At 47.5% G+C, this 13,299-nt stretch carries 10 protein-coding genes; all 10 read right to left on the bottom strand.

The features are described from left to right. Nucleotides 1-4: 4 nt before the first annotated feature. Entirely contained in the window at nucleotides 5-1,693 is a 1,689-nt protein-coding gene (gene terL / locus FTU72_RS01790) for a phage terminase large subunit (RefSeq protein WP_180052345.1), read from the bottom strand. Continuing rightward, complete coding sequence (locus FTU72_RS01785) at nucleotides 1,693-2,001, bottom strand: hypothetical protein (RefSeq protein ID WP_180052346.1); 309 nt, start codon at nucleotides 1,999-2,001, stop codon at nucleotides 1,693-1,695. The genes terL and FTU72_RS01785 overlap by 1 nt, the downstream gene beginning before the upstream one ends. Before the next feature lie 65 nt (nucleotides 2,002-2,066). Then, nucleotides 2,067-4,592, bottom strand: coding sequence for a hypothetical protein (locus FTU72_RS01780; protein ID WP_180052347.1), 2,526 nt, complete (start codon nucleotides 4,590-4,592; stop codon nucleotides 2,067-2,069). Next, nucleotides 4,592-4,897 carry a hypothetical protein gene (locus tag FTU72_RS01775; RefSeq protein ID WP_180052348.1) on the bottom strand — a complete coding sequence of 102 codons (306 nt, stop codon included), beginning with the start codon at nucleotides 4,895-4,897 and terminating at the stop codon, nucleotides 4,592-4,594. Before FTU72_RS01775 ends, FTU72_RS01780 begins: the two co-directional genes overlap by 1 nt. A gap of 65 nt (nucleotides 4,898-4,962) precedes the next feature. Next, the gene (locus FTU72_RS01770; RefSeq protein ID WP_180052349.1) at nucleotides 4,963-7,800 is read right to left on the bottom strand and encodes a lytic transglycosylase domain-containing protein; all 2,838 of its coding nucleotides are present in this window, start codon (nucleotides 7,798-7,800) and stop codon (nucleotides 4,963-4,965) included. Continuing rightward, the gene (locus FTU72_RS01765) at nucleotides 7,800-9,830 is read right to left on the bottom strand and encodes a methyl-coenzyme M reductase (protein ID WP_180052350.1); all 2,031 of its coding nucleotides are present in this window, start codon (nucleotides 9,828-9,830) and stop codon (nucleotides 7,800-7,802) included. Before FTU72_RS01765 ends, FTU72_RS01770 begins: the two co-directional genes overlap by 1 nt. Next, complete coding sequence (locus FTU72_RS01760) at nucleotides 9,830-10,231, bottom strand: hypothetical protein (protein ID WP_180052351.1); 402 nt, start codon at nucleotides 10,229-10,231, stop codon at nucleotides 9,830-9,832. The genes FTU72_RS01765 and FTU72_RS01760 overlap by 1 nt, the downstream gene beginning before the upstream one ends. Before the next feature lie 2 nt (nucleotides 10,232-10,233). Further along, nucleotides 10,234-10,686 carry a GNAT family N-acetyltransferase gene (locus tag FTU72_RS01755; RefSeq protein ID WP_180052352.1) on the bottom strand — a complete coding sequence of 151 codons (453 nt, stop codon included), beginning with the start codon at nucleotides 10,684-10,686 and terminating at the stop codon, nucleotides 10,234-10,236. 2 nt (nucleotides 10,687-10,688) lie between these two features. Beyond that, nucleotides 10,689-12,713 carry a carbohydrate-binding protein gene (locus FTU72_RS01750; protein ID WP_180052353.1) on the bottom strand — a complete coding sequence of 675 codons (2,025 nt, stop codon included), beginning with the start codon at nucleotides 12,711-12,713 and terminating at the stop codon, nucleotides 10,689-10,691. After that, nucleotides 12,713-13,279: a hypothetical protein gene (locus tag FTU72_RS01745; RefSeq protein ID WP_180030905.1), complete on the bottom strand. Its 567-nt coding sequence runs from the start codon at nucleotides 13,277-13,279 to the stop codon at nucleotides 12,713-12,715. Before FTU72_RS01745 ends, FTU72_RS01750 begins: the two co-directional genes overlap by 1 nt. Between the last annotated feature and the right edge of the window lie 20 nt (nucleotides 13,280-13,299).

Below are 13,299 nucleotides of genomic sequence, written 5' to 3'. Positions count from 1 at the left end.
GCCCCTAATTTTCAAAGTCTAAAGTGGCCTCAATCACGCCACTACTCCCTCTCCAATTAGGGCCTTCATTGACCTCGTTATTTCTGTGTATTTTGCCTACGCGTTCTGGCTGATCTACGATTGCACCTGCTGCTGAGTCCATATAATCGTCAGGCTGATTGGCAACGGCTGGATTCCATTCACGCATCTGTTTAGCTGCTGGTGCATCTTCTTCGCTATCATCTGGATTTCTCACAACAAGTACAGAAATGTGTGCCCAAAGCAGACCAGACATCAGCGGCCCTTCAAAACTTTCGAGAATGCGCTTATTCTTATTCTGTGAAGCATGGCGTTCTTCCACACCACAGCGAAGCTTACGCTTCTTCAATGCTGCTTTCAGTGACGTACCAGCAAAACCACCAATACCGTTAGTCTCAATCACAATCTTCGGAACGTGGAATTCTTCAACAAGATCGCAAAGCTCCCATACTTGGCCGCCAATAATTTCACCATCATCATTGGTGATAATATCTGGACCAGTTAAAGCAATGGATCTATGCCAGTATTTATTGCCTAGATCATCGTGCAGAACCAATGCAACTGATGAAACGTCAGATTTAAGTTTGCCGGATGATGGGTCCCACTTAGCAGACATACCGACAATACGGCGCTCACCGAGCATCATGAAGTATTCACCGTTGGCACGTTTCAGCACCGGCTCACAGTCATAAGCCAAAATCTTGTCTGGATCTAAGCGCACATCACCAATCGGCTTGGCATGCATCTGGTACTGTGAATCCCATTCATTCAGGGTTTTACATTCTTCACGACGGAACTCCATTTCTTCCGGTGTAAATCGTTCCTCCCAAAGCCCTTCAGAATAGAAATCCACAACATAGTTGGATTCAAGGAAAGTAATTTCCCAGACATTTTTTAGCTTGCGGCAAGTGTAATGCTCACCTTTATGCAGGTATTTTGATCCGGTACCAATACCAGAGAAGGCATGCACCGGTGCAAAATCAAGTAATACCTTTTGGCCTTTCTGGGTATCCTCAAAACGCTTCTCATGTTCAAACATCTTGAGGATTAATTTGTCTAGCTTCCTTTGCTTTTTAATCTTTTCATACAAGGAGTCATGGGTGTGTGGTGTGCCGATCCAAAGCTTTTTTGCACCTGGTATGGCAATGTGCGTTTGTTCAGATAGTTTCTTCGGCAGCTTTTCCCGTTGTTCCGGATTGGCCGTTGTTTGTGGCGTTTCAACGTCATCATTCTGGATGAAGTGTGCACGGTGTCCGGTTACACCAGAAAGAATACCTTTGGCCAGCATGGTACCGTAACGCACATCAGGCGTACCATTTACAAACCAGCGTTCAATCTCACCCTGACGAATACCGACATTGTGATTGCCCTGGCAAAGTGGATGCCGTTCTAGCACATCGCGCGTACCTTTGGAACACTTGTATGCATCTGAATCCGTTGTACCCTGATGCAGGATCTGCGTACTTGGCCAGCAATAAATTACCCAGGCGTTAAACACATCCAGAATACTGGACTTGGAATGTCCACGCGGAAGCATAAGCAAGCCTGTACGACCTTTAAGATAGAACACTTCAAGGAATACACAGACCTGAACATGAAATAGCGGTACCTTCCAGCCTTGCAGCTCAGCCCAAAGCAGAAAGAACGCTAAGAATGAAATCTTAGGTTTAGTCATTAGCTAAGGCGTTGTTTAAGTTTTGCGGCTGCTTCTTCGGCTTTCTTAATCAGACTCTGTTCGTATTTCTCCTGAGTGGCTGCTGTTGCGCTAATTGGTGGAACTTTGCCTGACTTCACATCAAGCACACGTTGCAGGGTCGCCATAACGCCAGCTTGGTTTTTTGCGATGCCATACAAAAAGGCTTTATCCCCACGACCAACTTTTGTTGCAATGTCGGTATCAATTGCAGCTTTGGCAGTTTTCACCATGTCGTCCGCAATTTCTTCAGAAAGTAATTTGATTCGTTCTACCTGGTCATCACGCATAAAAAATCCCCCGTATATAAGCCATATATACAGGGGGTTCGGTTGGGCTTAATTGGGTGTCCTACTCACTCCACGATACGCTCGAAATCAGGCATCTGGATGTCACCAATATCATCACCCCAGAAGCGTGTCCGGTCATGTTCACGCTCGGCCTTTCTCAGATATTTTTCTCGGTACCCGGGTGCAATCATGTCCTGCAGCTCATCAAAGACCAGGCGATTAGTCGCGGCTTTGGTGTACCACAAGTTTTGTGCAGGGATCTTATTTTTAAGCAGCTTATAGGCTTCATTGGCTGCATTGGTATCCTTGTTTTCGTAGTACTGCGTCATGTTGCCCACAGTCAAACCAAGCAAAGCTTTAGCATCTGAACCCAATGGGCCTACCATAAAATCAGAAGTACTGCGTCCTGAAGTATCTGTACCCGCAACCAGAATGTCACCCAAGATGGATAGGCCGCCACCCTGAACCGCTGAGCGTGTCCAGAAGTTCATTGTCTTTTGTGGATCGTCACTATCCCACATGGTCGAAGGATCATTACCATTGGCCAGCTCTTTAAGCTGTACAGCAAGCGCACCCAGCAATGTGGTCATGGCAAAGATCGATGCACCATAGGCCGCTTTACCTTTCACACCATCCTGTGCCATTGCACGTGATCCGTGACGCATTAAAAACGCGGCTGGAAAGGATTTAAACTGCAGCATGGATTTGACCAGTTCGCCCATGCCTGTGCCTTTCTTCTGTCCGGCACTCATCCATGTACGTTCACGCAATCCGGCTTCAACCACGGCCATTCCCTGTTCATCTAGCAAGTGTGCCTGAAACTGCGTGGCAACTTCATCACGTATCTTTTGTGGGTCGCCAAACGGTTTTAATTTATCGTCTGGTATTTCATAGATGGAACGTGCAGACATTAGCTGGTTGCCTTTACGATCCACCACCGGATCAGCCAGGCGCATCACTTCCCAAGCGCGTTCGTTCAGTCCGGTTTTTTCTATCAGCTCCCGATCCATTGCGTCCAGATCGGCCCATGCTTTAGAACGGGTCAAAGTGCCATATTTATGCATAAGCATCTTGGTAAAACCGACTTTTGAAGCTGCTGTGAGTGCATTCAGGCCAGATATACGCATAACCTGTGAAGCAATACCACTGGACACACGTGCCAGTTTCTGTGACTTGCCATGTACGGAAGTCAATCCATCATCCGACCAACGTGCGATAGAGCCGAGCATTTCTTCTGTGGCCAGACCTAAACTGTGCGCCAGCTCCCGATCCTCTTTATTTTTTGGATTTAATTGTGAAATAAGTTCACCAAACGTTTTACGGTAGGCGATGCCATGGATCGATGCAGTCTTGGCAATCATAGCCTGATCGGTGACGGATGAAATTGTGGTACCACCCAGCATGGATGCCACGTTCATTGATCGGTACGCTAAACCCATATTGGCCAGAACTTCGGATTGCGGTGTATTCTGCCCTGAGAACTCATCAAACATGGTCTGTGCACGTTTACGGCTCTTGCCTGTATCGTTTGCATCAATGCCTTTTTGCCAGTCCTTTTGTTCTGCTGCATCCATCAATATGCGCATGGAATTTCTAGGACTACTGCCAAGATTTTCCACCATAGCAATATCTTTAGATAAGCCGTTAATATGCGCTTCCACCAAATCTACAAACGGCATACCACCGAACTCAGCCTGATATTCCATCCACGATTCAGCATCTTTAAAATGCAGTACCCGGCTTTCAGAATGTCGGCTGGTGACTTTGGAATTACCACCAAAAGACTGACGGCCAATTTCAGTTTTATTGGCACCGTTGCTGCTCAATGTGTCGAATGAGTATTCAAGCAGTTCGCGAATCTCTTGCTGTGAATAATACGTGCCATCCTCATGCACATATTTTGAAGTGTCAATTAAGCCTTCTGCTTTTTGTACCCAAGCCTGTTTGCCAGCTAATACAATCTTTTCCAGGCTATGCGTCTGCGGCAATCCCCAATCATCCAGCTTTCCAATATCACCGCCGGCACGGTTAAAGCGTTCACGCATGCCTTCAAAGACTTCGCCCATTTTGTCTGAAATCTTCTTGGCCAAAGGATCGCCGGTACTGTCATTGAAGCGTTCACGGACAATTTTTTGCACCAGTTCTGCATCAGTAAATACACCTAAACCGCCTTTAATGTTGGTATAGAAGTCCACTAACTCACCACGGTAAACGGATGCAATCGCACGTGCTTTGGAGTCTAGGGATTGAATGCCGGACATATCACCATGGGCTGCAACCATCCGATCCACAACCTCACTGGCTGATAAGGTTGGATGATCAAGCTGTGCAAGGTTTTTGTTCTGAGTGAGAATGTCACGTGCTGCAATCGCATGCTTTCGTTTTAATTGTGCCTGAATATCCTGTGCCACAAATTCACCAGCTTTCACCAGTTTTTCAGCATCGGATAGATTGCGCCAGGTCTGAATGTCTTTTTTGGCCAAAGACTTCATTGCATCCTTGATCCGGTTTTCAATATCGGTTGCTTCTTGCTGGTTTAAAGCTGCCTTGCCGAGTGCCTTTGCTACGGCGGCCTTGCATTGGTCTTTCATTATTCAGCCACCTCATAAGTTGCAAGGAAGATATCTGGCTTGCATGGATAAAACTCACCTTGCACACCTTTAATAATGTAATCGCCAAAAGATGCCACATGCTTGACACCACATCCAGGCTTGCCATCTTCAAGCGTTGGAATCGGCAAGCCGCCATATTTTTCTACTTCAGATTTAATAAAACCTATAACGCCCCCGTAAATGGTAGAGCTATCTACATCATGCACCCAATCATGTACATCAACTAGGTTATCTTCTGTGAGTTGAACAGCTTCGATCACCACAGGTTTTTTACGGTATTTCATAATAAAAATGCTCAGATAATTTTCATCATCTGAGCATTCATTAAGGTTTAGTTTGTTGGGTAAAACTATTCACCAAACTGTAAAGCACAACTAATGGCCGTTTGTGCGGCCAAAGTATCTTCTTGCGCCTGACGTGCTTCAGCTTTCAGCTCATCCAGTCGCTCACGTAAGGTCATGGTGATTTCCTCCATTTCCCCATCTGGCCGCATACGACTAACAGAAATCTGCTGATCTGGGTTCTGCATGATGATGTCTAACGCGGCTGATTCTTCTGGCCCATCACCAAACAGTGAACCCTGACGCGGATCACCCATGGCTTCAATCTCATCGATTTTGCTTTGGATGTTTTCACCAATGGCTTTAGCACTACGCTTGTTCTGGTCAAAGACATTCAGGAACTCACGTGCACCAGGTGAAAGTCCGTCATCGATGAGCAAATTCTGATTGAGGTAATCTTCAACCGTCAGATCATTGGCTTTCAGATCACGCAGTTTTTGCGCTGCCTGAGCCAGATCCTTTGCAATGCTGTTCTGATGTCGTCCACCCTGTTTCACCAGACTGTCTAGCTGTGCCAGTTGAGGTGCAGCACGGAGCAATGCGGACAACACGGTTTTACTGTCATCGTCCAGATTCTCAGCCATACGGCCAATCAGGGCAGAATCATTAAACGCACGCTGCATGATTGCGGATTCAATACGGCGTTTCCCTTCCTGGCTTAATCGTCCGTCACCGGTAATCACTGTACCTTGTTCTGACTTCGGCAATGAGCCGACAAAGCCGCGTACAAAGTCCATGGATCCATCTAGGTTGATCGTACCGTCATTATTGATCTTCAGAAGTGATGCATCCGGCAAACGATCCGAATCACTCACAGCGCGTTCAGTTGCGGAGTACTGCGCCACGTCCGATTCATTGGCCAGCTTTGCAAACTGGGTACGATCGGTATCGGTCAAACGTGTCCGGACTAAAACAGGCTTGTTAATGCCGTCAATATCAATGCCACGTTCAGCCGCGTACTGTTCCAGGAATGTCCGATATTCTTCAGCACGTCCGGCTTCATAGGCTTTTGCAATGGCCAGTGTACGTCCGTTGCCGGATTCCACTACATTGTCCATGCCGATAATCGGAGCACCATCAGACAGCTTTGGAGATTCACCGAGCAATTCAGGTTTTAAGTCATCGGCCATGCGCTCGATCTGCTGGCGTGATGCCTCCCGGGTGCGATCACGCGGTTGCAGTTCAGCCGGATAAAGTGGATTCACCCCATAGGCCAGATCATTGGATGCAATCAGTTCATCCAGGCTTTTTACTTCATAGGCAAAGTCATAGCTAGACCCATCCATGCCATAGGCTGTGCTAGTGCCAGTACCACCATAACGTGCACTGAGACTATTCCACTTGTTACGCCATTTGCCAATTGCTTGGCCAACGGTCATGCCTTCCATGGCATTGTTTTTCACAATGTCATTGGCATTCTTTGGATCGTACTTGCGAACCACATCAATCAGCTTTGCATTTGGATCGGCTTTTAAAACTGCAGCTGCTCCACCTGGTCCAAGTAAATGGCCTAGATAGTGCTCATGAGGCTGCAGCTCACGGCCAATGCTTTTCTTGATGTGGTTTTCTGCCTGCTTCATATGCTTGAAGCCGATGCGGATCTGCTCATCAATATTGGATCGATCACCACCGCCTAAGTTCTTCCAGGATTTATCCAGTACCTGAAACAGCCCATGTGCGGATGATGTTGGATTCTTGGCTGTATGGCTGAACGTACCGCCAGTTTCAATATGGGCAATGGTTAAAGCTACATTTGGAGGAATCCCGGCCTGTTGTGCTTTACGTGCAATCGTTTTGGCATTGGTTGGTAAGGCCATAGTGTCGTAATTGACTGGCTTCTGCTTATCCTCACCCTTCACCGGGTGCACCACATTTACCGGTCTACCCATGCGCAGGGATTCAGTCGCTGCATCCAAGTTTTTTAAATGGTTATTGGCTTGAACTGGATTGGATGGCTTCACTGGTGCCAGCGTGTTTTCAAATTCCAGTTCATTTAAAACCAGTGCTGCACGTTCTGCTTCGATCTCTGCGCCCAACTGTTCAGGCGTTTTGTTCAGATAGCGATTGGCTCCACGTGCTGCCCCAAAAAACAGGGTATTCAGTAGTAGATCTGTGCCGACAGTCTCGACATTGACTTCGTACTTTTTCGCCTGTTTGTCGTAGCCCTCAGATTCCAGCACCTGACCTGATACCGCTTGGCCGCCTTGTGATAATGCAGTAGCACCACCGACAGACAATACGCCGTCTTTGATCACGCCACCTGTGCCTTTAAAACCGTAGGACATCGGCAAAGCCGTTGATACGGCCGCCACAGCACCATCGACCAAAGCCACTTTGGTTGCAGTTTCGCTGTCCACGCCATCGCGGGTCAGGTCGCCATAGACATAATGAGACTCAGATAAGCCAGTGACAGCGGCTGCACCTGGTACACCACCAACGGCGCTACCAACCACGGCACGTGTTGCATAATCCCCCAAACTGAATGCAATGTTGCCAAGTGTGCCGGTGTTCTGTTCGTCCTTCAGATAATCAATGGATTCATACACCAGATCATCACGCGCCTTTTCCTTGTTCGCCTTGTATGCAGAATAAGGTTCAATGATTTCGTCTGTGCCTACGTCCTTGAATGAATAAGACACACGATCCACCACGGCATCCACTGGTGCAGTGATGGTATCCACAGCCTTTGCAAAGCCGGCACCCATACCGCGCACCGGTGCAGCCAGCTGGAACAGGCCGCTAGATTCTTCCTTTTGCTCGACTGGCTTGTGTGCAATCCCTTTGGCGTTTAGCTCATCAACCTGTTTTTGTTCTTCAGGTGCATATTCAGATAACCAGTTGCTCATTACTTATATGCTCCTTGCATGTTGATCCGCCATTCCGTACCACCTACGCGCAATGGTGTACCGCGTTCATTGATCAGATCATATTGGATCTCGCCTTTTTTGGATTTTTTAGCAGAACGGCGTAGGCGTAAATCTTCAAGTTCAGCAACTGAAATACCAGTGGCTTGAGAAATAGCGGCATAGCCCTTACGGATTCCCTGCTCGAAATCATCGTCTTTCATGCCATAAGGCTTGGATACCTTCCATGTCTCTTGGTTGCCGTACTTCACGCCCTGCTCATATACCCCACCGGTGGTCATACTCAGTGCTGTTTTAGCTAATTCCTTGCTAATGTCCTGCCCATCTTTATGCAGGTACCCATTACGTTCAGATAGATGCGCATAGATTGATTTAAACGCTGCATAGTTCATATCTGCTGTGATACCACTCACGGAATTACCGACATACTTATTAAATTCGGTTTTTAATAACTCCTCTGTTGGCATAACCAAAGCTTTATTTTTCAGTGCTTGAGTGCCCGAAACGATTGCAGCGGCTACATCCTCGCCCTTTTCTGACTGATAGCGATTAGCACGCGCTACCCCAGCCATGACATAAGACAGATCACCACCACCCAACTGTCCAATTGTTGCGCCCCAGATAGCACTGCCGTTTGGTACGCCCTTGCTCTGGTTGATCAATTCACCGATAAAGTTCAGCTTGTCATTAACTGATTTGGATTCAAACGCCTTTTTAGCTTCTGGCAGATCCTCGGCTGCAATTGGTTTCACCACTACATTTGGATCCTTTAATGCAAACTGACTCACGCCGTTTTCAATCGCTTTTGCTGCGAATGACTTTGGATTGGATTTCAGTTCACCACCATTCAGGCTATGCGTCTGCAATCCGGCTTCACGTACCGCCTGATTTGGATTGTCTTTTACCGTCTGCTTCTTGTTGTTCAGAATCGTTTCATAAACACCGAGAATCTTTTCTTCAGTTACAGCATCCGAGGTTTTGCTGTTAGCCATCTTGGCTTTTTGCTGGTTAATACGGCGTTCCATTTCTGGTGTGGACAGATGGCTAAACGACTGGAAGTTATGCGACTGTGACTTATAGAAATTGTATTCCGCTTCATGCTCTGTACCCGCCACAGCACTGCGTACAGTTTCCAGATAATCATCATCCAGTGCTCGAGCAGTGAGCACCTGAGTTTTAAAATCATTCACAACTTTGCCGGCCAGCTGCACACGCTTATTTTCTTCGATCTCAACCTGCTTATTGATTGCATCGATCCGGCTAAGAATCTGCGCCTTTTTCTGCTGCGCTTGTGGTCCATCAAGATAGCCGAATTTTCCTTCGTCCAGTTCTTTCACCAGGCTTTGCAGGTCGGTCGTGTCCTTGCTTTCGATGGCAGAAGTAATACGTCCGTCAATATCCAGAACGTCACGCGAAGTGTGATAGGTATTGATGCGCTGCTGCTTTTCTGGTTCTGGCAGATTTAAAACCTCGAGTTTTTCTTTCAGATATTCCAAGCCTTCCTCACGGCCCATACGTGTTGCAATCTCAGTGGCACGGTCTGCAACGACTACACCCTTCTGAGCATCGGCACGCAATTGCAACGGCAGGAAACCAGTCGCGTTTCTGGTTGCATTTTCTGTCCAGTAGTTTTCCAGCTCATGCATGGAATCCCACGGCAGTTCATTTTGCATCTGTTTAAAACGTGCCTTTGACCATTCATTGAATGTCTTGTTCGCCTGGTCTGCATTCATGGCACCGTTAGACACATCGTTTTTCAGTAGCGTGATCTGTTCCGACATTTCACGTGTCATCACGTCATCAAGCTTAACCTTCGCTTCCTGTTTGGCCAGATCGTTGTGATACAGCTCGACACGTTTAGCCGATACTTCCGCTTCTTCCTGCTTGCGTTTGCGTTCATCCAGAACGCCGTCCACTACCTTGCCAATACTGGAAAGGCCGGTCATCGGTGTATGTTGCTGCAAGGTTGGCTGTGATGTAACACGACCCTGCGAACGTGGAATAATCGCCATTACTTCCAACCTCCTGAAAAGGCTTTAACACCCGCACTCATAAAGTCTGACGCCGCTTGCATACCGTAGTTATTGCGCTGCATCTTGCCTTGAACACGGATCTGCTTTGCCTGATACCCTGCATCCGAAATATTCATTGAAGCGTTATAGGCTGCATCAGAGATATGCTCATCCTGAATCATGGCTGCTGCACCTACATCCACATCCACACCATTTTCCGCAGCTGCAGCACGTGCCGAAGATGCATTACTTTTACCCTGGCGCTTCATCTTTTCAGCTTCCAAGCGCGCCACAGATTGAACGGTTTTGGCATTACCTTTTGCTGTTGCATCTGCCATCTGTGCATTCGCAAGGTTCTGCACGCCGTTCATGATGTCACCAACTGGACTACCACCACACATGATTAAATCTCCTTTTCCAGTACATAGCCGACCAATTCAAAGCCTAATGACTCATACAGGCTCACGGTACGTTCAGCATGAATGCCAGTCATAGTGCCGATCTGGATGCGGTCTGCACCGTGTACAGTCGCCCATACCTCAAAGCTTTTCACCAATGCACTGGCTGCACCTGTATTCCGGTATTCAGGAAGTACATAAATTCCCTGTTCAAATGCCAGCATCTGACCGGTTCGCCAGTCGGTATCTAGCACACCGATCAGGCCGCCTACCGGGTTCATGTAGTGATCCATCACGATCAGGATTGATCCGAGCTTATCAATCAAATGAGCAAAGAGTTTTTCTGCTCGTTCTGCACTGAAGCCCTGATTCTTAAACCGTGGTGATTCATCTGTAAGACGCTTGCCCCAGTAAACAAGCGTGTCTAAATCTTCTAGTGTTGCCGGACGTACAAGCATCTTTATTTCTCATTCATGGATACCAACATAGCTACACTCTGCACGTGGAACGGTAGCGGTTTGTTGTGTGTAATTTTTAATTCCATTTCGTGCAAGGTCGACCAGCCATTCATGCTGACATTAACGGGACCCGTATAAGGCAGGTTCTGGAAGGCTTGCTGGTTGAATGGCTTATATTCGAGTTCATACTGGTTGTATTGACCGCCTACTGACTTACGGATATACAAGACCACTTCATGCGCCTGGATCTTATGCAGCATTGCTGTGCTCGGCACCTGGCTATGATCTGGCGGCAAGAACTCAACTTCCATATTGAATGGCTGACCAGCAAACCATGTGCCGGATGTTGGCTGGTTGTCATCGTAGAAGTAGCCATCCGTATTATTGAACCGGTACTGAGTGACGTTATGCAGGTTTCTACTGGCCAAATCCCCGTTATGGGCAATTTCACAATCCATGAATGCTGTATCGTCCAGCTGCTCAAGCACGACAGATGATTTACGCGCAACCAGCATGAAACACAGGTCATTGCCGTTGGCTTGTGGTAAGGCACAGATCGAGCGCACAGATCCACCAAAATCATGCTGAGACCAGGCATTCATTTCCTGATCACGGTTTAGCGTAATTGAAGCCACCTTGCCATCATTGAGCACCATCCACACCAGACTGTACGGCGTTTGCTGGTAGGTCAGTTCCTTAATGCCGCCATGATCTTCAGCGATATGCGGAGCAATGGCTGATAGTTCAGGACTGACCAATCCATCCACTTCATAACGATATGACAGTGCACGCAGACGGTTACCGCCACGCTGGACGAATAGCAGTTCATTACCAACCAGACATGGCCGAACATTCGCCTTTGCGCCGTAGGTTGTATGCTGTTCAATCTGGGCTGATGCTGGCGTAAATGCGCCGGACGAACTGATTAAAAACTCAGATCCACCCGTTAAAGCGACCACACCACCACGCTGGGCAAGATGCAGAATGTTGTCTGCCTGTGCCGATGATGAAGCCATGGAGAATGCAGACGCATCATCTGTAGATTCCAGAAAGTCGCCATCGTTGCCAATGGCACTGATCCATAACTGGTTCGGATTGTTTTTCGTATTAGCAAAGACCAGGCGCTGTTTAAAGAACGTCACCGTGGATGGATAGCCAGTGGCTGCTGTAAATGCCGCTGTATTCAATGTCCATGATTTAGCAATAGCCTGAATATTGGCATTCAGCTTGACCAGTACCTCACCGAGCACACCAGTTGCTGAAACATAAGAAGTGATCTTGACTTGGCCACCGTTGATATTGACGATTGCACCCACATGGGATGGGGTAAATACCGCAGCATCACCAGCCGTTACAGCTTCCCAATCCGTACTATCAATTGCTGGAACTTTCCCTGTGTTGTCCGTTACAGCACGCCATGTCTGGCCGAGATAAATAACACGCTCACCAATAATGTAGTTTTCTGTTGAACTCCAATTGGGAAAAGCAGCCGCATTCAGCGCAATAGATTTACCTACTTCCGTTCCAGTAGGTGTTAAAGCCACGTTTGGTGTGGTGTTGATCTCATCTACTGGCGCAGTTACGAAAGTGAATTGCCCGAAATTCCAGTTATCAAAGTCCTTGCTACAGACCAGACGATGCACCGGATGATCTCCCTGAACAAAGAACATGCGATAGCGTGAATGTGCCACCTGCACCTGAGCCACTTTGGCCGCTGTGTTATACGGCGTGCTGCCTGTATGGACTACAGTTTGAGTTAATGGATCGTAGACTTGAATCGTACTTATGCCCAAGATCAGTAAAAACGGATTATCCGAGTTCGGAACAAATGGAATTAGGCGAAGTGCACCGTCAAAGACTCCACGATATTTAGTACCTGGTCTTTTTTTTGCTCCACCTTCCACCAGTGGGATAGCGTTTAACAGTTTCTTGGCGCCGTTGGCATATTGCTGGATGTCGGTACGTGTCCACAGCAACGGTGATAGTTCACCGCTGGACAGGTTGTTTTTAAGCAGCCATTGTTTCATTAGTAGCGACTCCCGATATAGCGAGACTCGTCCACGTACAGCATGTCTTGTGCTGGTCGTTCTTGCGCATTGATTGCTTTTGCACGCTGGATCAGTTCGCGGTATTGCGCATCTGCTGACTGTCCAGCTGCATCACTGCCGGTATTTGGCTTGCATAGCTTTGCTGCCATCTTGAGTGACATGGCTTCAACCAGCATGGAATCCCACGAATCTTCATTGTCGTTATCAAAGATGTATTCCAGCTGGATTGCATCGGTATTGGCCAGAATGTAGCGATTCTCTACTTCGTACTGTTCCGTGTTGGCACTCACGATCCGGATGTAATCACGCGGCAAAGGAAAGGCATGCTTATAGCCAAAGGCCGGATAAGTGGTCACTGGTGCCAGAATAGTACGTGCTTTTGCACATGACCAAGGATGATCACGCAGAATGGATTTTCGCACCTGGTCATAGATATTCCGGCAACGTTCAGCACGTGCTGTGTTCTCGTCAAATGAAGCGATATTCTGATCACCGATCAGGCTTAAAGCATGGTTGCAGATAGAAGTTCTGGTTGTAATAGACATAAAAAAGCCCTCAAGTTTTT

The organism is Acinetobacter sp. YH12137 (assembly GCF_013418535.1).
In the GTDB taxonomy this organism is placed as follows: domain Bacteria; phylum Pseudomonadota; class Gammaproteobacteria; order Pseudomonadales; family Moraxellaceae; genus Acinetobacter.
Note: the sequence above shows the minus strand (reverse complement) of the source record. Positions and strands in the feature narration are given on the sequence as shown.